This window comes from Methylobacterium haplocladii (assembly GCF_007992175.1).
GTDB lineage: Bacteria > Pseudomonadota > Alphaproteobacteria > Rhizobiales > Beijerinckiaceae > Methylobacterium > Methylobacterium haplocladii.
The window spans coordinates 89605-114855 of the sequence record NZ_BJZT01000007.1; the positions used below are offsets into that span (position 1 = coordinate 89605).

23 protein-coding genes are annotated in these 25251 nt (G+C 68.7%); 9 read left to right on the forward strand and 14 right to left on the reverse strand.

The genetic code is table 11. From position 1 onward, the window contains the following. Positions 1 to 22 precede the first annotated feature (22 nt). A complete protein-coding gene (locus MHA02_RS04605) occupies positions 23 to 1180 on the reverse strand; it encodes a YihY/virulence factor BrkB family protein (RefSeq protein WP_147076974.1) in 1158 nt (385 codons plus the stop codon). Positions 1181 to 1385: 205 nt separating this feature from the next. Between MHA02_RS04605 and MHA02_RS04610 the strand changes: the two genes are divergently transcribed. The 3 genes from MHA02_RS04610 to MHA02_RS04620 all read left to right on the forward strand — a co-directional run bounded on the left by MHA02_RS04610 (position 1386) and on the right by MHA02_RS04620 (position 2467). Further along, positions 1386 to 1688 (forward strand): hypothetical protein, encoded by a 303-nt coding sequence (locus tag MHA02_RS04610; RefSeq protein WP_147076976.1) that lies wholly within the window; start codon positions 1386 to 1388, stop codon positions 1686 to 1688. Positions 1689 to 1791: 103 nt separating this feature from the next. Then, positions 1792 to 2235 (forward strand): DMT family transporter, encoded by a 444-nt coding sequence (locus MHA02_RS04615; protein WP_147076978.1) that lies wholly within the window; start codon positions 1792 to 1794, stop codon positions 2233 to 2235. A 28-nt stretch (positions 2236 to 2263) separates the two neighbouring features. Then, complete coding sequence (locus MHA02_RS04620) at positions 2264 to 2467, forward strand: hypothetical protein (RefSeq protein ID WP_147076980.1); 204 nt, start codon at positions 2264 to 2266, stop codon at positions 2465 to 2467. Between the two features lie 32 nt (positions 2468 to 2499). On the opposite strand, the gene MHA02_RS04625 is transcribed toward MHA02_RS04620, so the two are convergent. After that, the gene (locus tag MHA02_RS04625; protein WP_147076982.1) at positions 2500 to 2832 is read right to left on the reverse strand and encodes a hypothetical protein; all 333 of its coding nucleotides are present in this window, start codon (positions 2830 to 2832) and stop codon (positions 2500 to 2502) included. Between the two features lie 55 nt (positions 2833 to 2887). Next, positions 2888 to 3802, reverse strand: a complete 915-nt coding sequence (locus MHA02_RS04630) for a manganese catalase family protein (protein WP_147076984.1) — start codon at positions 3800 to 3802, stop codon at positions 2888 to 2890. 204 nt (positions 3803 to 4006) lie between these two features. On the opposite strand from MHA02_RS04630, the gene MHA02_RS04635 reads away from it, so the two are divergent. The 4 genes from MHA02_RS04635 to MHA02_RS04650 are packed head-to-tail and all read left to right on the forward strand — an operon-like array spanning position 4007 to position 7335. Beyond that, on the forward strand, positions 4007 to 5149 hold the full coding sequence (locus MHA02_RS04635) for an acyl-CoA dehydrogenase family protein (RefSeq protein WP_147076986.1): 1143 nt from the start codon (positions 4007 to 4009) through the stop codon (positions 5147 to 5149). A 4-nt stretch (positions 5150 to 5153) separates the two neighbouring features. Continuing rightward, complete coding sequence (locus tag MHA02_RS04640) at positions 5154 to 5897, forward strand: PIG-L deacetylase family protein (protein ID WP_147076989.1); 744 nt, start codon at positions 5154 to 5156, stop codon at positions 5895 to 5897. Continuing rightward, complete coding sequence (locus MHA02_RS04645; RefSeq protein WP_147076991.1) at positions 5894 to 6487, forward strand: class I SAM-dependent DNA methyltransferase; 594 nt, start codon at positions 5894 to 5896, stop codon at positions 6485 to 6487. Before MHA02_RS04640 ends, MHA02_RS04645 begins: the two co-directional genes overlap by 4 nt. Beyond that, on the forward strand, positions 6484 to 7335 hold the full coding sequence (locus MHA02_RS04650; protein ID WP_147076993.1) for a glycosyltransferase family 2 protein: 852 nt from the start codon (positions 6484 to 6486) through the stop codon (positions 7333 to 7335). Before MHA02_RS04645 ends, MHA02_RS04650 begins: the two co-directional genes overlap by 4 nt. Before the next feature lie 33 nt (positions 7336 to 7368). On the opposite strand, the gene MHA02_RS04655 is transcribed toward MHA02_RS04650, so the two are convergent. The 5 genes from MHA02_RS04655 to MHA02_RS22590 form a co-directional block, all read right to left on the reverse strand. Beyond that, positions 7369 to 10860 (reverse strand): AAA family ATPase, encoded by a 3492-nt coding sequence (locus tag MHA02_RS04655; protein WP_147076995.1) that lies wholly within the window; start codon positions 10858 to 10860, stop codon positions 7369 to 7371. A 4-nt stretch (positions 10861 to 10864) separates the two neighbouring features. Further along, positions 10865 to 12133 carry a metallophosphoesterase family protein gene (locus MHA02_RS04660; protein ID WP_147076997.1) on the reverse strand — a complete coding sequence of 423 codons (1269 nt, stop codon included), beginning with the start codon at positions 12131 to 12133 and terminating at the stop codon, positions 10865 to 10867. A gap of 118 nt (positions 12134 to 12251) precedes the next feature. Then, positions 12252 to 13181: a VOC family protein gene (locus MHA02_RS04665; RefSeq protein WP_147076999.1), complete on the reverse strand. Its 930-nt coding sequence runs from the start codon at positions 13179 to 13181 to the stop codon at positions 12252 to 12254. Beyond that, complete coding sequence (locus tag MHA02_RS04670) at positions 13172 to 14077, reverse strand: SMP-30/gluconolactonase/LRE family protein (RefSeq protein ID WP_147077002.1); 906 nt, start codon at positions 14075 to 14077, stop codon at positions 13172 to 13174. The genes MHA02_RS04665 and MHA02_RS04670 overlap by 10 nt, the downstream gene beginning before the upstream one ends. After that, a complete protein-coding gene (locus MHA02_RS22590; protein WP_238180419.1) occupies positions 14077 to 15006 on the reverse strand; it encodes a DoxX family membrane protein in 930 nt (309 codons plus the stop codon). The genes MHA02_RS04670 and MHA02_RS22590 overlap by 1 nt, the downstream gene beginning before the upstream one ends. Before the next feature lie 127 nt (positions 15007 to 15133). On the opposite strand from MHA02_RS22590, the gene MHA02_RS04685 reads away from it, so the two are divergent. Further along, positions 15134 to 16705, forward strand: a complete 1572-nt coding sequence (locus tag MHA02_RS04685) for a GMC family oxidoreductase (RefSeq protein WP_147077005.1) — start codon at positions 15134 to 15136, stop codon at positions 16703 to 16705. 12 nt (positions 16706 to 16717) lie between these two features. Here MHA02_RS04685 and MHA02_RS04690 read toward each other — a convergent pair whose 3' ends face one another. Further along, positions 16718 to 17641 (reverse strand): alpha/beta fold hydrolase, encoded by a 924-nt coding sequence (locus MHA02_RS04690; protein ID WP_147077007.1) that lies wholly within the window; start codon positions 17639 to 17641, stop codon positions 16718 to 16720. 161 nt (positions 17642 to 17802) lie between these two features. Here MHA02_RS04690 and MHA02_RS04695 point away from each other — a divergent pair, with 161 nt between their 5' ends. Further along, positions 17803 to 19773: a potassium transporter Kup gene (locus MHA02_RS04695; RefSeq protein WP_373318390.1), complete on the forward strand. Its 1971-nt coding sequence runs from the start codon at positions 17803 to 17805 to the stop codon at positions 19771 to 19773. A gap of 12 nt (positions 19774 to 19785) precedes the next feature. Here the strand turns inward: MHA02_RS04695 and MHA02_RS04700 are convergent, their stop codons facing one another. The 5 genes from MHA02_RS04700 to oxlT form a co-directional block, all read right to left on the reverse strand. Beyond that, a complete protein-coding gene (locus MHA02_RS04700; RefSeq protein WP_147077010.1) occupies positions 19786 to 20094 on the reverse strand; it encodes a hypothetical protein in 309 nt (102 codons plus the stop codon). 237 nt (positions 20095 to 20331) lie between these two features. Then, the gene (locus tag MHA02_RS04705) at positions 20332 to 21861 is read right to left on the reverse strand and encodes an acyl--CoA ligase (RefSeq protein ID WP_174804647.1); all 1530 of its coding nucleotides are present in this window, start codon (positions 21859 to 21861) and stop codon (positions 20332 to 20334) included. 35 nt (positions 21862 to 21896) lie between these two features. Then, positions 21897 to 22904, reverse strand: a complete 1008-nt coding sequence (locus MHA02_RS04710) for a ketopantoate reductase family protein (protein WP_147077016.1) — start codon at positions 22902 to 22904, stop codon at positions 21897 to 21899. 132 nt (positions 22905 to 23036) lie between these two features. Continuing rightward, the gene (locus MHA02_RS04715; RefSeq protein ID WP_147077019.1) at positions 23037 to 23801 is read right to left on the reverse strand and encodes a fumarylacetoacetate hydrolase family protein; all 765 of its coding nucleotides are present in this window, start codon (positions 23799 to 23801) and stop codon (positions 23037 to 23039) included. 3 nt (positions 23802 to 23804) lie between these two features. Beyond that, positions 23805 to 25109 (reverse strand): oxalate/formate MFS antiporter, encoded by a 1305-nt coding sequence (oxlT, locus tag MHA02_RS04720; protein WP_147077022.1) that lies wholly within the window; start codon positions 25107 to 25109, stop codon positions 23805 to 23807. Between the last annotated feature and the right edge of the window lie 142 nt (positions 25110 to 25251).

Below are 25251 nucleotides of genomic sequence, written 5' to 3' on the forward strand. Positions count from 1 at the left end.
CCGGGAGGCATGCTCCGCTGCGCTAACTGGCCGCTCCGACCGTGTCGGCCATGCGGGCCTCGCGGGTGCCGAGCGGCTGCGGTGCGCCGACCGTGGTGTCTTCGGCCGTCTGGTGCTCCATCTCGGCGTTCACTTGGGCGCCCATCAGCACGATGATCGTCGAGATCCAGATCCAGGTCATGAAGCCGATCGCGGCACCGAGCGACCCGTAGGTCTGGTTGTACTTGCCGAAATTCGAGACGTACCACGAGAACAGCAGCGAGCCGGCGAGCCAGAGGAAGGCGGCCAGCACCCCGCCTGGCGTCACCCAGCGCCAGCGCGGCGCATCCCGGCTCGGGCCGTAGCGGTAGAGCAGCGCCAGGGCGCCGATGACCACCAGAAACAACGCCGGCCAGCGCAGCAACGCCAGCCACCAGGCGTTCTCGCCCAACCCCACGAACGCGAAGACGATCGGCAGCACGACGATGGCACCGAAAGCCGCCACGATGAACAGCAGCGCACCGGCGGTGAAGCTGAGCGAGACGAGATTGAGGACGAAGAAATTCCGCTTCTCGCGCTCGTTGTAGACGAAGTTGAGCGCGTCGAAGACGTGCTTCATGCCGCCGTTGGCGCTCCACACCGAGAGTACGATGCCCAGCGCCAGGGAAAAGCCGAGGGTGGCGTCGCCCTTCTCGTTCAGCCGCTTGACCTGTTCGCCGACGATCTCGAGGGCGCCGGCGGGCAGCACGCCCTGGAGCGCGGCGAGGTTGTCGTTGATGGTCGAGGCGTCGGCAACGAGACCGTAGATCGAGACCAGGGCGGCAACCGCCGGAAAGATCGCCAGCAGGGCGAAGAAGGTGACGCCGGCCGAGACCAGCATGATCCGGTTCTCGCCGACATCGCGATAGGTGCGCATCGCGACGTCCTTCCAGCCCTTCGCCGGGATCTGCGTCGGGCTCCTGGCTTGCCGGCCCCGGTCCGGTTCGGATCGGGCGACGGCGTGCGCTTCGGCGCCTTCATGGGATGGCGAGGGCTCACGGGCGGCCGGCGTGTCGGACTGCCCCGACGCGGCGGCCTTCGCGGCGCGCCTGGGCAGTGCGACCACCCCGATCAAGGCCGCGCCGAGGGCGGCGGTCCAAAGCAGGCCGGCATTGCGATCCGGGCTGGCGATGACCGCCTTGCCCTCGGTTGAAAGAGTCATTCGCCACCCTCGACACGCTGCCCACCGGCGGTGAACGCGGCACGCCGATCGATCGTGCGTTCGCAGCTCACAAAAAAGTGAGCATCTTCACGAGGGTCTCGGCTTGTTTCGGATTCCGGTGGGCTGGCGCCCGGATCGGTCCCGGCGGTGAACCTTCGGCCGTGCGGCCCGTTGCCGAGGCTCTCTACACCGTAGGATTCTGCGAATGTCCAAGACGATCACGGCTGCGTTCACGACTCGCCGCGACGCCGAGATGGCCGTCGAGCACCTCGTGCAGGAGCATGGCCTCGACAGGAACGCCGTCCGCATCGAGACGGTCTCGGACGCGAACACGGCAGGGACCGAGCCGGCCGGCGGCGACGTGGAGGGCGGCCACGAGAAGACCGCGACCGAGGGTTCGCCGGCCCTGGCCGGCAAGATCAAGGTCTCGGCGGATGTCGACGAGGCCGCGGTCGACAAGGTCCGTTCGTCGTTCGAGACCTACGGCGGCACCGGGACGGCCGCATAGACCCCACGGCATCCGCCTTTGCGGATGCGACGCCTGCCCTCGCCGGAGGCGCAGGACCTCCGGTCAGCCGTCATGGCCGCACCGAGCCGATCGGACTTGCGCCATGTGGTACCTTTACGGCTTCGTGCTCCTGGCCGGCGTCGCCAACGCCGTCCAGGCCGGGCAGAACGGCGCTCTGTCGAAGGGGCTCGCGCAATCCCTGACCGCCGGGCTGATTGTGGCCGCCGGGACGATGACCTGCATTCTGGCAGCCGGTCTCCTCTCCGGGCGTCTGGCTTGGCCGACCTACCAGCAGGCAGCCGAGATGCCGTGGTGGGCCTGGTTCGGCGGATTGATGGGCGGCGGCATCATCCTCGTGCAGTTCGTCGCCGCCCGCCAGGTGGGAGCCGCTCCGTTCCTCGGTCTGCTCGTTACCGCTGGCGTGCTGACGTCGATCGTGCTGGACCATTTCGGCTGGATCGGTTTCGAACAGCATCCGGCCGGGATCTGGCGCATTCTCGGTGGCCTGCTCATGGTCGTCGGCGTCGCCCTCGTCGCCGTGTCCTGAAGACGAACACCCTCGGAGACCCACGACCATGACGGCCAGCGAATGCGACGACCTCAACCGTGCGCGGGACGCGCTGACGCGGCAACGCAGCGCCATCGCCAAGCGGCTGTCGGGCATCGAGCTGGCGCCCGTTTCGATGGCCGAGGACCTGACGCGGGTGCTCCTGGCCATCGAGGCCGTCGATCGCGCATTGTCGGATGCCGGACGCCCGCATCTTCCGGCCGAAATGTGAGGGCCGCAGGCGTGCCAGCACCTCCGTGACGGTCAGGCGGTCCCCTCGGACTCCGGCAACGCGGCGTACCACGCGGCATAGTCCGTATTTCGGGCCATGCGCCGGTTCAGGTCGGGCGTGCCGTCCGTCCACCAGACCGGGCCGCGTTCGCCGAGCGCCGTCTTGGCCGCATCGACGGCCGCCCGCGCCTTGGTGATCGCCGCCGGATCGCCGTCACGCTTGCCGTGTTTGACCGCCCGTCTCGCGTCCATCAGCGCGTGCACGAGCTCGTCACGCCGCGCCGGTTCGAGGTCCGGCCGCTGGCGCCGCCACAGCCGGCCCCGCACGACGATGTAACGACCGTCGGGCGTCACCACCGGGCTCATCACGAAACCTGTCGTTCGGCCCGGCACGATTTCGAGCGCCGGGCCTTCGTCATGCTCAGCGGCTCTTCTTGTAGAGCTTGCTCGCGATCTCGAAGATTTCCTGCGGGGCATAATCCGGGGCGAAGGCGCCGTAATTCCCGTCGAGTTCCGGGATCTTGCCGCCCTCAGGATAGCCGTCGACGATCTCGAGCTGGCCCGGCGGATCGCCCGGCAGCGCAACCTCGTCGTTCGACCAGACGCCGGCAGCCTCGGCGTAGTCATCCGGGCTGAAGCTGTACAGGCGGCGGTGGCTCCCCTCCTGGAGATACTTCTGGCACTCAGGGATCTTGTCCAGAACGATGTTCGGCGTCGGCAGCATCTTCTCGATCTCGACGCCGGTGAGCTTCTTCAGCGCGAGCGCGTAGGCATGGGCGTGCACCGAGCCGCGCACCAGCAGGTAGCCGCAGACCTCCCGGCCCGTCGGGTCCTTCAGGGTCTCGTAGACGCGCAGCTTGTGGATGCGGGCACCGCATTCGAGGTGGAAGTTGTGCAGGAGGTCGATGATGAGGTTACCGGTCGTCGTTACCATGTCCATGTTCCAGGACGCGGCGTTGGAGTTCATCGGCATCGCGCCGCCGCCGTTCGACAGGAAGCTGCCGGCGAGCCGGATGTCCTGCATGTCGTGGAACGGCGCCTTGGAGATGTCGACGTTCTCGGTGTCGTCGCCGGGGCCGTTGTTCAGCATCGCCACGCCGGTCGAGACCAGCTCGACATGGCCGAGCTCCTCGGCGAAAATGCTTGAGACGAGGCTGTAGAATGGCCGCAGCTTGGTCTTGTTGCGGAAGTTGAAGCTCTGAAACATGTAGTTTCCGAGCGTCGACATCTCGCCGTACTTGCCGCCGAGCAGCTCCTGCAAGGCCGCCGCAGCGTTCGGATCGGGACGCTTGGGCTGGGGAAGCTCGGCCTGGAGCTTGTCGATGCGCATGAACATGGAGAAGAACCTTCTCGTTGGGTGACGATCCGTACGGCTACCCACCGCGTCGAAGGGATGTTCCGGAAAACACGAAAGCTGTTTGGCCGCATGGGACACGATCGACCGATCATGGACGGTCGGACGTTGGATCGAAGCATGCGACAGCAGCGCGCGGCACTTGCCGGCCGAGACGGCTGACCGAACAGGACGATCATCGCGACGATGCTGGCCACCCTCGACCCGACGCCCGCGAGCCCGTCTTCGTTTCTCGCGGAGGCCGAAGCGGCCGTCGCGCATGCGACATCCCTCGGTGCAAATCTCGACCGGCACGACGCGTTTCCGACCGAGGCCATCGGGCATCTGCGCGAGAGCGGGCTGCTGAAGGCGCCGCTGCCAGTGGCGCTCGGCGGCATCGGTCTCTGCGAGCGGGACCAGGTCGCCGCGCTGCGCGAGGTCCTGTTTCTCGTCGGGCGCGGCAGTCTCGCGCTCGGCCGGCTCTACGAAGGCCATGTCAACGCGCTGGCCCTGATGATCCGCTACGGCAGCGCAACAACGCGGGAGCGTCTCGCCGGGGAGGCGCGGGACGGGCACCTGTTCGGCGTCTGGAACACCGAGCCGGATCCGGGCGGCCTCTCGCTGACGCACGACGACGGACTGCGGCTCGAAGGCGCCAAGAGCTACGCGTCGGGCGCCGGCCACGTCACCCGGCCGCTGGTGACGGCACGCACCGAGGACGGGCGGCGGCTGATGCTGGTGGTGCCGCTCGAACCCGGCACGCGCGCCGACACGACGGCGTGGCGGGCGCACGGCATGCGCGCCACCGCCACCGGCACGCTGGCCTTTTCCGGAATGCGCATCGACGCCGACGCGGTGATCGGCGCACCCGACGACTACTTCCGCCAGCCGATCTTTTCCTGCGGGGCTTGGCGGTTCCTCGCGGTCCAGTGCGGTGGCATCGCCGCCGTGTTCGAGGCGCATCGCGCGCATCTCCTCAAGACCGGCCGCGGCGGGGATCCGCACCAGCGCGCCCGGCTCGGAGCGGCGGCGACGGCGGTCGAGACCGCCCGCCTGTTCGTTGCCCGCGCCGCCACGGCCGCAGCGGGGGCGGAAGCCGATCCGGAAGGCGCGGTCGCCTACGTCAATCTCGCGCGGGGCGCCGTCGAGCGGGCGGGGCTCGACGTGATCGAACTGGCCCAGCGCTCCGTCGGACTGTCGGGCTTCCTCGAAGGGCATCCGCTGGAGCGACGCGTGCGCGACCTCGCGACCTACCTGCGCCAGCCCGCCCCCGACTACGCCCTGGCCCAAGCCGCGGGTCATATCCTCGATGCGCCGGGTCCGTTCCATGCGCTCTGGCAGAACCTGTGACGCCATGCGCGCCGACGCTTTCTTCGCCGCCCTGGAGCGCATGCCGGTCGCTCCGTTGGAGGCGATCCTCGGCACCGGCGGCCTCGTCGTCGTGGCCCCCCATCCCGACGACGAATCCCTGGGCTGCGGCGGCCTGATCGCGCTGGCCTGCGCGGCGGGACGCGCCGTGCGCCTCGTGGTGCTCAGCGACGGCTGCGGCTCGCACACCCACTCCCGCACCCATCCGCCCGAGCGCCTGCGCGCCTTGCGCGAGACGGAGACGCTGAACGCGGTGGCGGAACTCGGGCTTGCCGCCGGGCACCTAAGCTTCCTGGGGCTTCCCGACGCCTCGGTGCCGAGCGGCGGCCCGGACGCCGAAGCCGCTGCCCGGGCGATCGCCGCGGCGGCCCGGGCCTGCGAGGCCGGCGCGGTCTGCGTCACCTGGGGCCACGACCCGCATTGCGACCACCGGGCCGCCGCCGCCATCGTCGCCCTGGCCCGGCCGCACCTCGGAAACGCACGCGTACGCGTCTTCGCCTATCCGGTCTGGGGATGGACCCTGCCGCCCGAGACCGAGGTCGGCCCTCCACCCGCGGGCGTTCGGCTCGACGTCGCCCAAAACATCGCGGCCAAGCGCCGGGCCATCGCCGCCCATGCCTCCCAGACCACGGCGCTCATCGCCGACGATCCCGGCGGCTTCCGGTTGGAGCCGGCGATGATCGACCGGCTCTGCGGCTCCCATGAAGTCTTCGTCGAGCTGCCCGCATGAGCCGCCACCCGACCTCGCTGTCGCCCGACTACTTCGCCGGGCTCTATGCCGACGATCCCGATCCGTGGCGCTTCGCCAGCAGCGACTACGAGCGCGCCAAGTACGCCGCGACGCTGGCAGCTCTGCCGAGGCCTCGTTATGCCGCTGCCCTGGAGATCGGCTGCTCGATCGGCGTGCTGACCCGCCAACTCGGCGGCCGCTGCGATGCCCTGACGGCGCTGGACGTCGTGCCGGCCGTACTCGACACGGCGCGAAAGACCTGCGCCGACCAGCCCCGGATCCGCTTCCTGCAGGCCGCCGTTCCAGGCGACTGGCCGGGAGGGCGCTACGACCTCATCCTGCTCTCGGAGGTGGCGTACTACCTCGACCGGGCGGATCTCGAACGCCTCGTCGCCTGCGTGAGAGAGGCCCTGCTGCCCGGCGGCGACGTCGTCCTCGTCCACTACCTCGGCGCGACCGACTACCCGCTCTCGGGCGACGAGGCAGCCGACGGCTTCATCCAGGGAGCCGCTGGCTTCGCCGGCATCCTCGCGCAGTCGCGCACGGCCGAGTACCGGCTCGACGTCCTCCGAAAAGCCGGTGCCGCATGAGCATCGTCAGCGTCGTCACCCTCAACAAGGGCCGCCGCCCCCATCTCCTGCGCCTGCTCGAAGGCGTTTCGCAGGGAGCGCCGCCGGATGAGTGCGTCGTCGTCGAGATGGGCGGCGATACGGCCCCCCTGCCCGATCCCGGTTGCCCGGTGCACCGGGTCCAGCGTCCGAGCGACGGCCTGCCGCTGGCCGCCGCCCGGAACGCGGGACGTGCTGCGGCCTCCGGCGAGACGCTGATCTTTCTCGACGTCGATTGCATTCCGTCCGCCGATCTCGTCGAAAACCTCGCTGCGGCTTTGCGGGAGCACGACGGCCTCGTCTGTTGCGAGATTCGCTACCTCCCGGCGGGCGCGGTGGCAGATGGCTGGACGGCGCAGGGTCTCGACCGCGTCGGACAGCGGCATCCCGTCCGAAAATTCCCGACGCAGGGCGTCGTGCCGGCCGAAAAACCCGGATTGTTCTGGTCGCTCGCCTTCGCGGTGCGGGCGGCGACCTTCGATCGCCTCGGCGGCTTCGATGAAGGGTTCGATGGCTACGGCGCTGAGGACACCGATCTCGCCTTCCGCGCCGAGGCCCTCGGCGTTCCTGTGTTGTTCACCGCCGGCCCCCGCGCCTGGCACCAGCACCATCCCTCATGCGACCCACCGCTCCAGCACTTTTCGGACATCGTCCGCAGCGCCCAGCGCTTTCGCGAGCGGCATGGCCTCTGGCCGATGGAGGGCTGGCTCGATGCCTTCGCGGAGCGCGGGCTGATCGCCTGGGACCGGGGTGACGCGCTCACGGTGCTGCATCCGCCGACACCGGCGCAGATCGCCGAGGCGCGGCTGGCGCCGGACCGGGCGTTCTGAAGGGCTCTCGATCGACTGCCGCAGGGATGGCGTTCACGCCGCCGGCAGGGCGCCCGACAGTTCGTGAATCCGCACCGACGGGCTGATCGTCCGTGCCACGTCGCAGAGATGACGGTGGTGGGTGAGGTAGACGACCTGACCGATGCCGGCCATCTCGGCGAGCAGGCGAAAGGCTTCCTCGGCGCGGAAGTCGTCGAAGGTCTCCATGATGTCGTCGGCGATGAAGGGCAGCGGTGCGCGGGTCCGCACGAACTCGTCGTAGCCGGCGACGCGAAGCGCCAGATAGAGCTGGAAGCGCGTGCCCTTGGACAGCTCGCTCGCCTGCTTCGAGCCGCCGCCTGCGGCCAGCGCGATCAGGGTCTCCGCATCCTTGCCCGGCTGCGCCGCGAGCCCCGTATAGGCGCCACGGCTGATGGTGCGGAAGGCCTCCGAGGCGCGGGCCATCATCGCGCTGCGGTGGCGCTCGCGATAGACGCGCAGCCCATGCTCGGTGGCGGCGGTGCCGGCCCGAAGCTGCAGGTAGCGGAGCGCCCCGTCTTCGATTTCGAGCAGCGTCGTGCGCCGCTTCCCCTCGATCTCGGCGACCGTGTCGTCGCCGCCGATCGCCTCGACTTTGCCGATGGCGTCGCTGCGCTGGGCGAACAGCTCCTGGCAGAGCCGGTCCTGATCGCCGAAGCGCGCCTTCAGCTCCGAAAATTCCGCGTCGAGGGCCTGTCGGTCGGCGTCGTCGAGCACTTTCTCGGCTTGCCCGATCGCGTCGAGCCGCAGGCCGTCGAGGATGTCGTACTCGGCCGCCTCGGCCTGCGTGCGCAGCTCGCTACGCCGGGCGACGTCGGCGAGCCGTGCGGCGACCGCTTCGAGCGTGGCGACGCCGAAATGCGCGGTCATCGCTTCCTTTCGCCCGGCATGGATCGCCAGTGTCGCGTCGAGGGCGGCCTTGCGGGTGGTTGCCGCCTCGATGGCCTCGACCGCCTTGGCCCGCTGGTCGCGCTCGGCGACGGCCTCGCGAATGCGCTCCGCGATCCGCCGGGCGAGATCCACGGGATCCTGGTGCCTGGCCTCGATCCGCATGAGGTCGGCCAGCGCCGCGACGTGCTCGCGGAACGCCTCCTGGTCCTTCGTCATCTTCCCGATGCGGTCGGTGAGGCTCGCCTTGCGCTCGATGGCCGGCACGAGCTGGTCGAGGGTCGCCAGCATCTCGCGCACCGTCCCGACGCCCGGCGCCGTGCCGGTCTCGCCGAGCCAGCAGCGCGAACAGGTTTCGCCCCAGGCCGCCGTCCAGTCCGCCTCCCGCGCCTGCGCTGCCTCGACGGCCCGACGGCGGGCGGCGAGGTCGCGCTCGCGTTCTTCGACCGCCTTTCGCAGCCCCCGGATCTCGGCCTCGCGGTCGAGGGCGTCCTGGGCCGTGGCGAGAAGCGCGCCGAACGCGGCCTCCGGCGCGACGGCGAGGCCCGCGGCGTCCAGCGCGGCGGCCAGCCGTGAAACGGCGTCGCGTGCGTCGGCTTGGGCATCGCGAAGTTCGGATTCCGCGGCGTTCAGCGCCTCGCGCGCGGCGAGCGCATGGGCGCGCCGCGTCAGCCAGCCGTCGAGCTCCGCCGGGCTCATCGCCGGGTCGAGCGCGCCGGCGATCTGGCGGATGTTGTTCGCGATGTCGTCTCGGAGCGCCTGCAGCGCCTGTTCGGCGTCCGCATCGCGTTCCTGCGCCCGACGCAGCGCCGCCTCGGCGACGGCGAGGGCCTGTCCGCGCTGATGCAGGCTCGCCAGATCCGCCATGCGGCCGAGCCGGCCGGCCGCCACGATGTCATCCTTGCGCAGCACGGCCTCGAATGCGTCGGCCGACGCCGCGGCGAGGTCGCGCCGATGCGCGGCCCAGGCTTTTTCTCGATGGACGCGCAGCTCGGCGGCGTCCTGATCGCTAATGAGGCCGGTGGTGCCGGCGATGGCGTCCCGCTCGGCCTGAAGCCGCCCGACCTCGCTCGTGAGCCGCTCGATCTCGGCGGCGTGCCGGGCGCAGGCCGCCTGCTGCGTCTCCAGTGCGGTCTTCCAAACCTGGACCGTCGCCGGCTCCGGGCAGCGCAGGGCCAGGAGCCCGTCGGCCTCGCCCTGCCAGGGGGCCAGGACGCGAAGCCGGTCGGCGAGCTTCGCCCGTTCCGCGTCGCGGCCACGCTCGGCGAGTTTTTGACGCGCCGCGTGATCCGATCCACGCAGCGCCGACAGGGTGGCGGCGAGACCGGCCAAAGACCTGTCCGACCTCGCCCCGGCAGTGCCGCCGCCGAAGGCCCCGAGCTTCTCCGTCGCCTCCGTGAGGCGCCGCTCGGCATCGGCGTGTTCCGTGACGGCGGCGGCACCCGCCGCGTCGAGGCCCGCGCGGGCCTCCATCAATTCACGCAGACGGCCGACGATCGAGGCGCCGAGGACCAGCCGGCGCGGGTCGGCCTCGTCCGGCCGTTCCAGGTGGGCGAGAATGCCGGCGATGGCGAGGTCGGCCGCGCGCACCTGCACCCGCCGCTCGGGCAGATCGATCTCGGCGGTCGCGTAGCGTGCACGCAGCCCGTCGAGCCACTCGAGGTCGCCGTGCAGCCGCAGAGCCGCCTCGTCGACCGTGACCGCGTCGATCTCGGCCTGCAGCTTGGCGAGATCGTCCGCGGCCGTCTTCAGCCGGATGCCGAGTTCGATCTCCTGTTTCTGTAGCGACGGAAGTTCCTGCGACCAGCCGGCCGGCGCGTCCGGTAGGTCCGCCAACGGTGCGAGTCGCTCGCGGAGGTCGCGCAGGGCCGCGAGCCGCGGCAGGGCGTTGAGGGAGCGCAGGATCGCATCGATACGGCCCTGCAGGCGCGCGCGCTCGGCGATCGCCTCGTCGTAGAGCGTCGTCGCCCGGTCGCGGGTCGCGACCAGCCGAGCATAGTCAGAGGCGAGGGTGTCGAATTTCTCCTTGTCCGCCTTGAGGTCCGCGAGGCGGGTCTTGAGCTCGGCAAGCGTTCCGCCGCGAGCGCGATACCTGTAGAAACCTTCCGCCTCCGCCCGCAGGCCGAGCAGGTTGCGGCTGAGATCGGCGAGACCGGCACCGGCCGAGAACAGCAGCTCGCCGAGATCCCCTTTGCTGGCCAGGATGCTCTCGCCGCCCTTCTCCAGCGTGTCGTCGTCGAGGGAGAACATGGTGCGATAGGCATCGCGATCGATGCCGCCGAGATCCGCTCGGATCACGGTCTCGGGGATGGGCCGATCGTTGCCGTCGAGCAGGCTATTCTGCGGGCGCTTCATGCGCGCGAAGCTGCGCGGGCCGTCGGCAAAATCCAGCACGCCGCCGATCCGCATGGTCGGGTAGGGGTGGAGGAAGTTGTAGGGGCTCTGCCCGCCGATCCCGAAGATCAGGTCGAGGAAGGCCGCCAGCGTCGTCGACTTGCCGGCCTCGTTCGGGCCGTAGACGACATGCAGATCCGGCACGCCCGCGACCCGCTCGCCGAAATCGATCGCGTGGTCCGTGAACTTGCCGTAGCGGGTGAGATCGAGACGCTTGAGCCGCATCGTCTCAACCGCGCTCGTCGAGCGCGTGGAGCCGCGCGAGAACCGCGTCGGTGCCCTCGCGGGCGTGGCGGGCGAGCAACGTCTCGTAGGAGGCCCGATCGGAGCCGAAGCTGTCGCGGCATTCCGGGGGGAGCTGCCCCTTGAGCTCGTCGGCGATGCCCGCGAGTTCTTTCCGGAAGGCGTCGGACGCGAGCACCTCGTCGTCGATCAGGCGACGCAATTCGTGCAGCGGGTCGGACCGGGAGGGCGAGGCGTCCCCCGGCTGCGTGCAGGCGATCTCGAGCTTCTCGATCCAGCAGGCGCCGACGAGGCCAGCGTGGGCTTCCGCCTCGGCCTTCAGCAGATCGCCGTCGCGGCGCATGCGCCAGGCGAGCGGCGTTGTGCCGGTGAGGTGCAGCCGGGCGACGAGGTGTTGTGCGGCCACGCGCATGCGCGCCGCTTCGAGTGCGCTGCCGACGGCGCCGATCAGATCGCGCCACTCCGCGATGCCGGTGGCATCTACGGTGACGCGCTCGAACTGCGCGACGCCGATGGCGCGCTCCTCGACCCGGATCGCGCGGTCGTCGCCGATCGTCACCAAGCTCACCGATTTCGGGCCCGCCTCGTTGATGTCGCGGCCCTGCGGCATGCCCGGCATCACGATGGTGCAGTCACCCTCCAGCACCGAGCGCTTGTGGATGTGGCCGAGGGCCCAGTAGCGAAATCCGGTGGCGCGCAGGTCCGCCGGGCTGCACGGCGCGTAGAGATCGTGGCCCTCCGCGCCCGCGAGGCTGGTGTGCAGGATGCCGATGTTCACGGCGCCCTCGACCGCCAGGCGATACTTGGCCAGCAGGCTCTCCGGGGCCTGGGCCTGGGAAAAGCTCAGGCCGTGGATCGCGACGGAGAAGCGATCGCCGTCGCGGTCGATCGCGACGGTATCGGCCCGGCCGCCGAACACGGTCACGGTGTCGGGAAACACGAGTTCCTTGGTGATCTTCGAGAGAGCGTCGTGGTTGCCGCGGATCACGAAGACCCGGATGCCCGCGGTATGCAGACGCCGGATCTGATCGGCCAGGAACCGGGCCGTCTTCATCGAGGTCTGCTCGCCGTCGTAGAGATCGCCGGCCAGCAGCAGCGCGTCGACCCGCTCGTCGAGGCAAAGATCCACGATCCGTATCAGCGCCTGCCGTGTCGCATCGCCGATCAGGGCGGCGAGGTCGGGACTGCGCAGCGCCAGCGAGCGCAGCGGGGAATCGAGATGAATGTCCGCCGCGTGGACAAAGCGATACGCCAAAGACCCGGATGCTCCGCAACGCCCTCCCGGTCCGAGTGCCGGGGCTTTCTTGGAGCCTCGATTATCTCCGATGGAGTCGGCCGTTTCAACGCGCCAAGCCGGCCGTCCACCGGGACCGTCAGGCGTCAGCGGTCAGCAGGAGGTGATGCCCGTCGGGATCGCGCAGCAACGCCTCGGTCCCGCCGTCGGGCCGGATGACGGGGCCGGGCGAAACGCGATGCGCCGGCAACCTCTCGTAGGCTCGTGCGAGAGCGCCCGGATCGCTCATGGCCAGCACGAGGCGCGTCGCGGCGCTGTCGGTTGCCCGCATCGTCGCGGTCGTGTGGTCTCGCTCGGTACGATAGCAGAGCAGTTCGAGGTGCGGCGCTGCCCGGCCGGGCAGGCTGAGGCCGGTGACGGCGACGTCGGGCCGCTCGATCCCGTCGAGCCGCGCCTGCTCCGGTCCCCGATTGTGCGAGCGCGACGAGACCCGGAAGCCGAGGATTTCGTAGAACGCGATGCTGCGCTCGGTCTCCGCGACCGAAATCGCCGAATGATCGATGCCGAGGCCGACATTTCGGGAGGATGGTTGCCGCCAGATTTCGGGGATGCCGCCGGCCGGGAACGCGAGCAGTTCGAGGGGATGGCCCTCGGGGTCGCGGAACTTGAACGCCGTGACGCCGCCGGACGATGCGGGCAGACGCTGGGGTCCGCCTTGCGAGATCGGCTTCCAGCCGGGCACGCCGGAAAGCCGGCCGTAAGCCGCCTCCATATCCGAGACGATCATCGCGAAGTGCTGGAACAGCGGGCTCCAGCCGGGCACGTCGCCGGGATAGGGCGCGCCCTGCGGCGTCAGGCCGACGAGATCGATGATCTGCTCGCCCAGTCGCAGGCTCACCACCCGTGCGCGCTCGACGGTCACGCCGAAGAGCCGCGAGGCAGGCTCGCTCGGCCACTCCGCCTCGCCGTCGCGGACGAACCCGAGACCTGTTTCATAGAACGCCGCGAGCCGGTCGGGATCGACGGCATTCAGGCTGATCCGGGCGATCCGTTCGACGCTCACGGCCATTGCACGCCTCGGCGGTTCAGAAAGATCGCGAACAGTGTGTGCGAGCCGCCGATGAACAGGCGGTTTTTGGCGGGGCCGCCGAAGCAGAGGTTCGACACCCGGTAGGGAATCAGGATCTTGCCCAGCAACCGGCCCTCGGGGCTCAGGCAATGCACGCCGTCGGCGGCGCTCGACCAGACGTTGCCGTCCTCGTCGACGCGCATCCCATCGCAGTAACCGGGCTCGATCTTGTGGAAGACGCCGCCGCCCGTGAGCGTGCGCCCGTCCCCGGCGACATCGAACACACGGATGTACTGGCGCGGGTTCGCATGGGTCTGGTCACCGGTCTCGGAGACGTAGAGCCGGCTTTCGTCCGGCGAGAAGGCAAGGCCGTTCGGACCGTCGAAATCGCCTGCCGCGACGGTGATCGCGTTCGTGTCGGGATCGAAGCGGTAGAGCGCCGGAGGCTGCTCGGAGACCTGCCGGCCGCCTTCGTAGTCGTTCGAGATGCCGTAGACCGGATCCGTGAACCAGATCGTGCCGTCGGACTTCACCACCACGTCGTTCGGCGCGTTGAGCCGCTTGCCATCGTGGTGGGTGACGAGCGTGGTCACGCTGCCGTCGAGTTCGGTCCGATAGAGGCAACGGCCGCGATGCGAGCAGGCGATCAGACGGCCCTGCAGGTCGCGGGTCTGACCGTTGGCGTAGTCCGAGGGCGCGCGATAGACCGAAAACCCCTCGTCCTCGATCCAGCGCATCGTGCGGTTGCGCGGCAGATCCTGGAACAGCAGGCAGCCGGAATCGCCCATCCAGACCGGCCCCTCGATCCAGCGGAAGCCTGATCCCAGCCCCTCGAGCGGTGCGTTCTCGAGGATGTAGCCGGCAAAGCGCCGGTTGTGGACCTCGACCCCGTCCATCACTTGAAGCGGCAGGCCGCGTCGATGGTCGGCGGTGTGTCGTACTGGACGATCATCAGCACGGCCGGCTCGTCGCCGACGGTGCCGGAAAAGTGGCCCTTCCTGCCGTCCCGCTCCTGGGTGTTCTGGTCCTCGCCGAAGGAGATTTCGCCCGGACCCATCTCGACGCGGCTGCCGTCCATCGCTTCGACGAACCAGCGGCCGGAGAGCGGGATGATCCACTGGGGCTTCGGGTTCTCGTGCCAGTCGCCGGTCCAGCCCACGGGCTGCACGGTGACGAACACGGTGGCGCCGTCATGCGTCTTCCGGCCCTGCCATTGCGGCGCGGCCGGCGGGCTCATCGACTTCTTGTCGAACTCCGTCATCGCGCAGCGGGTGTGGCGGCTGACGCCCGCCGCATCCGTCCAGAGATGCCAGTAGGGGATCTTGGGCTTGTCCTGATCGCTCACGGTGCGGCCTGTCTGCTGGGTGGCGTGCGTGTCGTAGGGGCGCGAGGAGGCGAACGGATCGGCGAAGAAGGCGCCCACCGACCCTGCCGTCGTGCCGAAGGTCACGAGCAGAAACCCGCCGGCCAGGGCGAAGTTCTTCAGAAAGTCCCAGAACAGCTCGCGGCCCCGGCCGCCGCTCCAGAAGTCGCCCGGTTTCCAGAATTGCTTCCAGAGCAGCGCGGTGACGCCGCAATAGCCGGCGAGCACGAAGGCCGCCGCGCGATCGGCGATGCCGGTCAGGATGCCGAGGGACATCACGATCTCGACGGTGAGGCCGGCGAGGATCAGCACGGTCGCCAGCGCCTTCGAAGCGGTGATCTGGCTCGCCTGCCCGACTGCGCCGCGAAAGTTCAGGATCTTGTCGAGCGCGCTGAAGGGCAGGAACAGCAGCACCAGCAGCAGACGGATACCGAAGGCGATCACGATGCCGAGACTCGCCATGAACCTTCCTCCGCCGACCGCGCGTTGATGGGCCGATCCGGAAAGACGCGGGCCGGGCAAAGGTTTCGAGTGCCGGCCCGCGCCATGCATCCCCTGCGCCGGATCGGGCGCATCGCGAGGACGACCCATGACCGAGCGGCACTACGACGTCGTGATCATCGGCTCCGGCCCGGGCGGCGGCACGATGGCGTGGCGGCTGGCGCAGACGGGGAAGCGCGTGCTGCTCCTGGAGCGCGGCGACTACCTGCCGCGCGAGCGCGAGAACTGGGACAGCCAGGCCGTCTTCGTCGATGCGCGCTATCAGGCGAAGGAGACGTGGTTCGGTGCCGACGGACGGGAGTTCCACCCGGGCCTGCACTACTATGTCGGCGGCAATTCGAAGGTCTACGGCGCCGTCCTTCTGCGGTTGCGCGAAAAGGACTTCGGCCCGGTTCGCCATCCGGACGGCGTCTCGCCGGAATGGCCGCTGAAATACGATGTGTTCGCGCCGTATTACCAAGCGGCGGAGGAGCTTTACCACGTCCACGGCCTGCGCGGCGAGGACCCGACCGAACCGCCGTCCTCGAAGCCCTACGCCTACCCGCCGGTCAGCCACGAGCCGCGCATCCAAGAGCTGTTCGACGGCCTCAAGCGCGAGGGCCGCTCGCCCTTCCACCTGCCGGTCGGCGTGATCCTCGACGAGCGCGACGGCAAGCCGTTGCCGCACTCGGCCTGCATCCGCTGCGACGCCTTCGACGGTTATCCCTGCCTGACCAACGGCAAGGCGGATTCGCAGGTGATCTGCGTCGATCCGGCCTTGAAGGCGCACGACAACCTCACGCTGATGACGAACGCCTATGTCGAGCGGCTCGTCACCGATCCGGCCGGGCGCACGGTCACCGGCGTAGAGGTGAGGCGCGGCGAGAAGACCGAAACCTATTCCGGCGACATCGTCGTGGTGGCCTGCGGCGCGCTCTCCTCGGCGCTGCTGATGCTGCGCTCGGCGAGCGACGCGCACCCGCAGGGCCTCGCCAACGCCTCGGGGCAGGTCGGGCGCAACTACATGCGCCACAACAACGCGACGGTGCTCGCCGTCTCGAAGACGCCGAACCCGACCAAGTTCCAGAAGACGCTCGGCCTCAACGACTACTACTTCACCGATCCCGACAGCGATTTCGACTTTCCTCTCGGCCACATCCAGATGGTCGGCAAGTCGGACGGCGTGCAGATCCACGGCGAGGGCTTGCCGGCCTTTTTACAGTGGTTCCCGGAAATGCCCTTCGATTGGATCGCCAAGCACTCGCTCGATTTCTGGCTGACCTCCGAAGACCTGCCGCTGCCGGGCAACCGCATCCACTACGCCGACGGTCGGGTCCGGCTCGACGTGACCGAGACCAACATGGAGGGCCACCGGCGGCTCAAGCAGAAGCTGCGCGACCTCTGCGAAAAACTCGACATCCACCCGCACCTGTTCGACCGGTCGCTCTATCTCGGCAAGGACGTCCCGATCGGCGGCACCGCGCATCAGGCCGGCACGCTGCGCTTCGGCGAGGATCCGGCCACCGCCGTGCTCGATCTCGACTGCCGGGCGCACGGAATCGACAACCTCTACGTGACCGACGCCAGCTTCTTCCCCTCGATCGGCGCCGTGAACCCGACACTGACCATCATCGCCAACGCGCTGCGGGTGGGCGACCACATCGCCGGGCGGCTCGGTTAGCGAGGAGCCCGCTCACTTCAGGAAATCGCGCACCGGCTCCAGCGAAACTGTTGGCCCCTCTTCCTGCGGCACGTGCCCGAGGCCGGGCAGCGCCACGAGCTGGGCACCGGCGATGCGGCTGAGGTAATCGGCGGCGTTGGCGATCGGGATCATGGCGTCCTTCTCGCCCCAGAGCAGCAGGGTCGGGGCCTGGATCCGGCGCAGCAGCGGATCGGGATCGACGAGGACCGCCTGTTCCATGCGGGCGATCATCGCATCGCGCACGCCCGGTGCCAGCATCAGGTCGCGGTAGCGCGTCACGACATCGTCCGTGAGGCGGGACGGGTCGGCATAGGCGGGTCCGAGGCTCATTCGCACGAAGGCCGTCGGCAGAACGAAGCGCAGCAGCCGGAACGAGGCCGGTACGTCCGGCAGCTGTCCGTAGCCGGCTCCGGGGGAGGCGAACCCGTCCGGCGAGATCAGCACCAGCCGGTCGACCCGCGCGGGCTTCTCGGCGGCGAGCTTCCAGGCGATGCGTCCGCCGATCGAGTTCCCGATCAGGCTCGCCCGTGCCACGCCGAGCCGGTCCATCAGCGCGATCAGCACCTCCAGGCTGCGGCGGTCGGAGTAGTCGCCGGTCGGATCGGGGCCGGTCAGGCCGGCGCCCGGCAGATCGAACCGGATCACGCGGCGGTCGCGCGACAGGGCCCCGGCCCAGGGCTCCCAGGTGTGAAGGCTCGATCCGAAGCCGTGCAGCATCACGATCGCCGGCGCGTCGCGCGGCCCGCTATCCCGGACATGCAGGCGAACCCCGGCGACCTCGACGAAATCCGTCGGCGCATCGGCGTAGCGGGCCTCGACGACGGAGCGTGCCTTGTCCGGCGTGTAGAGCCAGATCGCCCCCGCGATCAGCGCCACCGCGATGGCGAGCGACACGATCACCAGAGCCAGCTTCATGCGGTGTCCTCGGGAGCTCACGCCGTCTGGCCGATCCCCTAGCACGGTAAACCGACACGAGCCTGTGATCCGAAGGGGATAGTCGATCCGTCGCTCTGGACGCCGGTCCCGGTTCGGCTAACTCCCATGAGCAGATTCGTGACCACGATCGGAGCCGTCTGGTGAGCCAAGCTGCCGCGCCGGTCGTCGATACGCCCGCCATCGCCCGCAAGCCCGGGGCGGTGCGCCACGGCGCGGGGCCGGCCGTGATGCTGGGGGCGCTCGGTGTCGTCTACGGCGATATCGGCACCAGTCCGCTCTACGCCTTCAAGGAGGCGGTGAGGGCTGCAACGGCCGGCGGCGCGCCGGTGCCGTTGGCGGCGACCGGCGCCGTCTCGCTGATCCTGTGGGCGCTGATTCTGATCGTCTCGCTGAAATACGCGGTGCTGATCCTGCGCGCCGACAACCGGGGCGAAGGCGGCATCGTCGCGATGCTGGCGCTGCTCGGCGCGCGGCACGCCGAGGCCCGGACGCGCCAGCGGCTTCTGCTCGTCGTCGGTCTCATCGGCGCGGCCCTGCTCTACGGCGACGGCGCCATCACTCCGGCGATCTCGGTGCTCTCGGCCATCGAGGGTCTCAAGGTCGAAGCGCCGGGACTGTCGCGCTTCGTGGTGCCGATCACCCTCGCGATCCTGGTCGGCGTCTTCTACGTCCAGCGTAAGGGCGTCGCCGTCATCGGGCAGGTCTTCGGGCCGGTCATGCTGGTCTGGTTCGTGGTGCTGGCCCTCATGGGCGTCGGCGGCATCGTCCACGCGCCGCAGATCCTGTCCGCCGCCAACCCGCTGAAGGCGGTGGAGTTCGTCACCCATGCCGGCTGGCATGTCAGCTTCGCGATGATGGGCGCGGCGTTCCTGGCCGTGACCGGCGGCGAGGCGATGTATGCCGATCTCGGGCATTTCGGCGCCTCCGCGATCCGCAAGGCCTGGTTCTGCCTCGTGCTGCCGGCGCTGGTGATCCACTATTTCGGGCAGGGCGCGCTCCTCATCGTCGAGCCGGACGCCATCGAGAGCCCGTTCTACCGCCTCGCGCCGGAATGGGCGCATTACCCATTGATCGGCCTGGCCACGCTCGCGGCCGTCATCGCCTCGCAGGCAGTGATCTCCGGCGTCTTCTCCTTGACCCAGCAGGCGATCCAGCTCGGCTTCATGCCGCCGATGCGTGTCGTCCATACGGCGCGCGACGAGCGCGGCCAGATCTACGTGCCGGCGGTGAACTGGCTGCTGGCACTCGCGACCATCACGGCGGTGCTGATCTTCGGCTCGTCCGATGCCCTCGCCGGCGCTTACGGCATCGCGGTGTCGGCCCTGATGGCGATCACCACGCTGCTCGCCGCCCTCGTCGCGCTGAAATGGGGCTACAACCCCATCGCCGTCTTCGCGCTGAACGGGGCCTTCCTCGTCATCGACCTGATCTTCCTCTCCGCCAACAGCGTGAAGCTGTTCGAGGGCGGCTGGTTTCCGCTGGTGCTCGCCTTCACCGTCGCCTTCCTGATGCTGACCTGGATGACCGGCAATCGCCTGCTAGAGGCGCAGCGCAGGACGCTGCGCCAGCCGGAAGCGGAATTTCTCGCCGAGCTCGCCTCGAACCCGCCCGTGACGCTGCCGGGCACCGCGGCCTTTCTCGCCGCCGGCCCCGAGGGCATTCCGATGGCGCTCGGCCGGCTGGTCGAGCGCAGCCGCTGCCTGCACGAACGCATCCTGCTGATCACCGTGATCTACGAGGAGGAGCCGGTCATCCCGACGAGCGAGCGGGCGAAAGTCACCCTGGTCGCCTCCGGGATCCGCAAGGCGATCTCGCACTACACGCCGGGCATGGAGCGCGTCGTGCTGCGCTACGGCTTCATGCAGAAGGCCTCGATCCCCGAAGGCCTGCGCTGCGCCGTGGCGAGCGGCCTGCTGCCGCCCGAGTTCATCGAGGACCTGACCTATTTCGTCGGTCACGAGGCGGTCATCCCCTCGCCGACCAATCCCGGCATGGTCAGCTGGCGCGAAGGCCTGTTCGCCTTCATGAAGCGCAACGCTGAACGCACCGGCGCGCATTTCGGCCTGCCGACGCGCCAAGTGGTCGAGGTCGGCACCGAGATCGAGATCTGAGCGGGCCACTCCTCAGTCGTCGTCGGCCGGGCTGCCCTTGAGGCGCTGCTGCGAGGCGACGCATTCGCGCATCGCGTCCTCGATCCTGGCGTCCTTGGCGCCGCCGTAGGTTGAGATGTCGTCGATGCACTTGAGGAAGTAGCCGCTCGTGAAGCTCTCGTTGAGCGCGATGAACGACTTCCCGAACCGCGTGGCGAGCTGCATGCGATCCATCGCCGAGGCGTTGACCCAGGCGGTCAGCGGATCGCTCATCGTCAGGGCACGCGCCGGAATCGGCAGGATGAGAACCGCGACGAGGGGCAGGACAGTCCTGAAACGCATGGTGCAAAAATCTCCCGGATGTTATTCTTAAAGGTCCCAAGCTATAGGCTGTGACCTCAGATCATCCGGATTTAGAGTTTTTTGCGCGCGAAGCAAAACGTTCGATTTTGTTCTCTACGTTCCGATGACTATTTGCAATCTTATCTTATTCTGATGCGGCGTCCTCTGTTCTGCGTCTTCACCCGAGCCACCGGTCGCCGAAACACGGCGACGGGCGGCTCCAGTGAAAACAGACCCTCACACCAGCCCGAGCTTCTCCGCCAAGCCGATCCGCTGCAGCTTGCCGGTGGCGCCCTTCGGGATCTCGTCGAGGATCACGATCTTGGCCGGGACCTTGAAGGGGGCCAGCCGCTCGGAGGCGAAGCCGCGGATCTCCTTCTCGCCGGCCGAGGCGCCCTCGCGCAGCACGATCGCGGCGGCGACGTCCTCCCCGAGTTTGTCGTGCGGCGTGGCGAACGTCACGCATTGCGCCACGGCCGGGTGGTCCATCAGGATCTCGTCGATCTCGCGCGGCGAGATCTTTTCGCCGCCGCGGTTGATGATCTCCTTGAGGCGCCCGGTGATCGAAAGGTAGCCCTCGGGCGTCAGCACGCCCTGGTCGCCGGTGCGGAACCAGCCCTGGCGGGTGAAGGCCTCGGCATTGGCCTTCTCGTTGTTCTCGTAGCCCGTCATGACGTTGTCGCCGCGGATCACGATCTCGCCGGTCTCGCCGGCCGGCAGCGGCTCGCCCGCGAGGTCGACGACCGCGATCTCCGGTCCGGCGGCGAGGCCGACCGAACCGGCATGGTGGGGCTTGGGCGGCAGCGGGTTGGAGGCCATCTGGTGGGCGGCCTCGGTCATGCCGTAAGCCTCGATCACCGGGGCGCCGAAAGCCGCCTCCAGCTCGTTCATCACCTGCGGCGGCAGGGAGGAGGACGAGGAGCGGATGAATCGCAGCGGCGTGGCCTCGATCACCTCGCGGTTGCGGGCTGCGCGGCCGAGGATCGCCTGATGCATGGTCGGGACGCCGGTGTACCAGGTCGGCTTCACCTCACCCATCCAGCCGAAGAACTTGAGCGCGTTGAACCCCGGCGTGCACGAGACCTGTCCGCCGGCCGAGAGCGGCGCGAGGATGCCCGCGATCAGGCCGTGGATGTGGAACAGCGGCATGATGTTGAGGCCGCGATCGTCGGGCGTGAAGGCCAAAGCGGTGCGGATGTTGCGCGCCGAGGCGCAGACGTTCGACTGCTTCAGCGGCACGATCTTCGGGCGCGACGTGGTGCCGGAGGTATGAAGGACGAGTGCGATGTCTTCGGGTTTCGCCGGACCGCCCTCCGCCGCTTCTCCCGATCCTTCGCCGGCGAAGGACAGCGAGAAGCTGCCGGCGCCCTGGTCGGGCTGCGGGGTCAGGCGGGCGACGGCCACGCCGAGCTTTTCCGCGACGGCGACCGCAGCCGAGTCGCTTCCCTCGGCGACGATCAGCAACTTCGCATGGAGATCGTTCAGGTAGAACTCGAACTCGTCCGCCTTGTAGGACGGGTTCAGCGGCGCCGAGGTGCAGCCGGCGGCGACCGCGATGAAGGCGGTGGCCATCTCCGGCCCGTTCGGCAGCACGATCGCCACCCGGTCGCCGCGACCGACCCCTTGCCCGTTCAGATCGGCGATGGTGCGCTCGGCCAAAGCGCGCAACGCCTTGAAGGTCAGCGGCACGCCGCCGGGACTCGACAGCGCCGTCGCGTCGTCGGCACCGGTCTGGATCAGGGCGTGAAGGGTGGTTGCGTCGGCCACGTCGGTGTTCCTAACGGCTGAAATATCGAAAAGAATCAGGCTTTGGCGATGGCGAGGCGGCCGTTGGCCGTCTCCAGGCTCTGCGACAGCAGCCGCATCAGCGCATAGACGCTGTCGATATGCGGCGTCGGCACGTCGAGGAGCCGGCCCAGTTCGATCACCGAGCCGACCAGCGCCTCCAGCTCGATCGGCCGGCCGGCCTCGACGTCCTGCAGCATCGAGGTCTTGTGCGCGCCGACCTTTTCCGCGCCGGCAATGCGCTTGTCGATGCCGACCTTGAAGGTGATGCCGAGGGTGTTCGCGATCGTTTCCGCCTCCTTCATCATCGCGGTGGCGAGCGCTCGCGTGTCGGGGAAGCGGCAGATGTCTTCGAGCGTGGCATGCGCGAGGGCGGAGATCGGGTTGAAGCTCAGGTTCCCCCAGAGCTTGAGCCAGATCTCGGCGCGGATGTCGCCGGTCACCGGCGCCTTGAAGCCGGCCTTGGTCAGGCGCTGCGAGAGGTTCAGCACGCGCTCGGACTTGGTGCCGTCGAGCTCACCGAGCCCGAAGCGGTTGCCCTCGATCACCGTCACGGTGCCGGGATCGGTCAGCACGGCTGCCGGATAGACCACGGAGCCGATCACCTGGCGCGGGTCGAGATGCTGCGCGATGACGCCGCCCGGATCGGCGGTCTCGAGCTGCGTGCCCTCATACTGGCCGCCGTAGCCACCCGAAAAATACCACCACGGGATGCCGTTCTGCATGGTCACGACGATGGTGTCGGGGCCGATCAGGTGCTTGAGATCGGCCGCGATCGGGCCGACCTGATGCGCCTTGACCGTGAGCAGCACGATGTCGTGCCGCCCGGCCTGCTCCATCGCGCGGTAGGCCTTGACCGACTTGGCGTGGAGGACGGTGCCGTCCTCCTCGACCAGCCGCAGGCCGTCCTTGGCGATCGCGTCGGCATTGCTGCGGGCGATGAAGGTGACGTCCTCGCCGGCTTCCGCCAGCCTCACTCCGAGATAGCCGCCGATGGCTCCGGCGCCGACGATCGCGATGCTCATGCCTGAGTCCGTTTCTGGTTCCTGCCCAAGGCGCCGGCCGCGTAGCCGGCGCCCGCTGATGTCGCGTCGCGGCCATGCAGCCGCTCGATAATTCTATATTCGTGATGCCCGGCGACCACCTGCCTGATGATCCTAAGCGAACCGGTTGGACAGCGTGCCGATCCCGTCGATCACCACCTCGACGGTAGCTTCCTTCGGGATTGGCCCGACACCGTTCGAGGTGCCGCACGCGATCACGTCGCCGGGCTCCAGCGTCATGCCCTGCGAGAGCATCGAGACGAGTTGCGCCGGCGGGATGATCATGTCCGAGACCGGATAGTTCTGGCGTTCGCGTCCGTTCACCAGGGTACGCACCGTCAGGCTCGCGGGATCGAGACCGGTCGCGATGACCGGGCCGAACGGGCCGAACCCGTCGAGGCCCTTGGCGCGGCACCACTGCGCAAAGCTCGGATCGGCCTTGAGGATGGACGGTGCGGTGACGTCGTTGATGCAGGTGTAGCCGAAAATGCAGGCCGCGGCCTCGGTCTCGTCGACGTCGCGCGCCGCCTTGCCGATCACGATGCCGAGTTCGCCCTCGTACATCACCCGGCCGGCCGCTTCCGGCACGGCGATCACCGCGCCCGAGGGGCGATAGGTGTTGGCCGGCTTCAGCAGGAACAGCGGCGCCTCAGGCTGCGTCAGCTCCTGCTTCTCCGCCATCGCATGGAAGTTGTTCCAGAGCGCGATGAACTTCGAAGGCCGGCACGGCAGGTCGACCGTGACCTCGGCGAGGTCGACGGTCTCGCCGGTCGGCGTCGGGTCGCTGAAAAGGTCGCCCGCGAATACGGCGATGCGGTTGCCGTCGAGGCGGCCGAAGCCGCCCCGTCCGTCCTGGCTGTACCGGATCCAGAGGGCCATGCCTCAGGCGCTCCGGGCGATCACGCGGGCCCGCCAAGGCTTCAGGACTGCGATGGCCAGCAGCGAAGCCAGGATGTTGGCGCCGGCGGCGACGAGAAACACGCCGTCCCAATTGCCCGTGCTCTGCTGGAGGTAATTCGCAGCCGGCACTAGTAGAGCCGCCGTGCCCTTGGCGGTGTAGAGCAGCCCGGCATTCGTCGCGGCGAACTTGGAACCGAAGGTGTCCGTGCAGGTCGAGGGGAACAGCGAGTAGATCTCGCCCCAGGCGAAGAACACGAAGCCCGAGAGCAGCACGAACCAGAGTGGGTCGTGGCCCCAGAGGTAGAGCATGTAGATGCCGGCGCCTTCCATGGCGAAGGCGATGAACATGGTGTTCTCGCGTCCGATCTTGTCGGAGACCCAGCCGAAGAACGGGCGCGTCAGGCCGTTGAGCACCCGGTCGATCGTCGCGGCGAAGGTGATCGCCACCATGGTCAGGCCGAGGATCGTGACGGGGATCTTGTCGACGCCGATATCGGCGGCGATCGGCTTGAGGTTGGCCGTGATCATCAGACCGCCGGCGCCGACGATGACGAACATCAGGTACATCAGCCAGAAGATCGGCTGACGGGCGACCTCGGCCGGCGTGTAGTTGCGCCGGGTCTGGATGACGCTAGCGTTGGCTGTGGCCTGCTGGGCCTGACCCTTCTTCGGGGACGCCAGGAACACGGCGAGTACGCAGACGATCAGGCCCTGCCCGATGCCGAAAGCGAAGAAGGCGGACTGGAAGCCCCGCTCGGAGATCATCCACTGGATCGGGGCGACCGTCAGCGCCGATCCGGCGCCGAAGCCGGCGGCGGTGATGCCTGCGGCCAACCCGCGCTTGTCGGGGAACCACTTCAGCGCGCTGCCGACGCAGGTGCCGTACACCGCGCCCGCGCCGATGCCGGCCACGACCTGGCCGAGATAGAACATGTTGAGCGTCTCGGCGTAGGAGTTGATCACCCAGCCGATGCCGCAGAGCAGGCCGCCGAACAGCACCACGACCTTCGGGCCGTACTTGTCGACGAACCAGCCCTCGACCGGAACGAGCCAGGTCTCGAACAGCACGAACAGCGTGAAGGCCCACTGGATCGCCGCCCGGTCGAAACCGAACTTCTTCTGGATGTCGGGGACGAAGAAGGTCCAGCCGTATTGAAGGTTCGCGATCATCACCATGCAGACGACGCCGAGGACGAGCTGGCCCCAGCGGCCGAAGGGTGGGGCATCCGCGACAGCGGCGGGGTAGGCGCCCTGGCCGGGTACGGGGTCGGCGGCTTGCAGGGCCATGGTCGCGATCCTCGGTCTGCGCGTTCTTGCGCTAGGCTTGTTTTTGCGTTCCCGCTTCTAGATCGGTGCATTTTGAATACAACTGCCTCGGCCTTAGGCAATGAGCTTCATTACCCTCAAAATATTTGATTCTAGCCTGTAA

Coding starts and splice junctions, on each gene's coding strand:
- MHA02_RS04605 (WP_147076974.1), bottom strand. CDS start 1,180: ATGACTCTTTCAACCGAGGGCAAGGCGGTCATCGCCAGCCCGGATCGC.
- MHA02_RS04610 (WP_147076976.1), top strand. CDS start 1,386: ATGTCCAAGACGATCACGGCTGCGTTCACGACTCGCCGCGACGCCGAG.
- MHA02_RS04615 (WP_147076978.1), top strand. CDS start 1,792: ATGTGGTACCTTTACGGCTTCGTGCTCCTGGCCGGCGTCGCCAACGCC.
- MHA02_RS04620 (WP_147076980.1), top strand. CDS start 2,264: ATGACGGCCAGCGAATGCGACGACCTCAACCGTGCGCGGGACGCGCTG.
- MHA02_RS04625 (WP_147076982.1), bottom strand. CDS start 2,832: ATGAGCCCGGTGGTGACGCCCGACGGTCGTTACATCGTCGTGCGGGGC.
- MHA02_RS04630 (WP_147076984.1), bottom strand. CDS start 3,802: ATGTTCATGCGCATCGACAAGCTCCAGGCCGAGCTTCCCCAGCCCAAG.
- MHA02_RS04635 (WP_147076986.1), top strand. CDS start 4,007: ATGCTGGCCACCCTCGACCCGACGCCCGCGAGCCCGTCTTCGTTTCTC.
- MHA02_RS04640 (WP_147076989.1), top strand. CDS start 5,154: ATGCGCGCCGACGCTTTCTTCGCCGCCCTGGAGCGCATGCCGGTCGCT.
- MHA02_RS04645 (WP_147076991.1), top strand. CDS start 5,894: ATGAGCCGCCACCCGACCTCGCTGTCGCCCGACTACTTCGCCGGGCTC.
- MHA02_RS04650 (WP_147076993.1), top strand. CDS start 6,484: ATGAGCATCGTCAGCGTCGTCACCCTCAACAAGGGCCGCCGCCCCCAT.
- MHA02_RS04655 (WP_147076995.1), bottom strand. CDS start 10,860: ATGCGGCTCAAGCGTCTCGATCTCACCCGCTACGGCAAGTTCACGGAC.
- MHA02_RS04665 (WP_147076999.1), bottom strand. CDS start 13,181: ATGGCCGTGAGCGTCGAACGGATCGCCCGGATCAGCCTGAATGCCGTC.
- MHA02_RS04670 (WP_147077002.1), bottom strand. CDS start 14,077: ATGGACGGGGTCGAGGTCCACAACCGGCGCTTTGCCGGCTACATCCTC.
- MHA02_RS22590 (WP_238180419.1), bottom strand. CDS start 15,006: ATGGCGAGTCTCGGCATCGTGATCGCCTTCGGTATCCGTCTGCTGCTG.
- MHA02_RS04685 (WP_147077005.1), top strand. CDS start 15,134: ATGACCGAGCGGCACTACGACGTCGTGATCATCGGCTCCGGCCCGGGC.
- MHA02_RS04690 (WP_147077007.1), bottom strand. CDS start 17,641: ATGAAGCTGGCTCTGGTGATCGTGTCGCTCGCCATCGCGGTGGCGCTG.
- MHA02_RS04700 (WP_147077010.1), bottom strand. CDS start 20,094: ATGCGTTTCAGGACTGTCCTGCCCCTCGTCGCGGTTCTCATCCTGCCG.
- MHA02_RS04710 (WP_147077016.1), bottom strand. CDS start 22,904: ATGAGCATCGCGATCGTCGGCGCCGGAGCCATCGGCGGCTATCTCGGA.
- MHA02_RS04715 (WP_147077019.1), bottom strand. CDS start 23,801: ATGGCCCTCTGGATCCGGTACAGCCAGGACGGACGGGGCGGCTTCGGC.
- oxlT (WP_147077022.1), bottom strand. CDS start 25,109: ATGGCCCTGCAAGCCGCCGACCCCGTACCCGGCCAGGGCGCCTACCCC.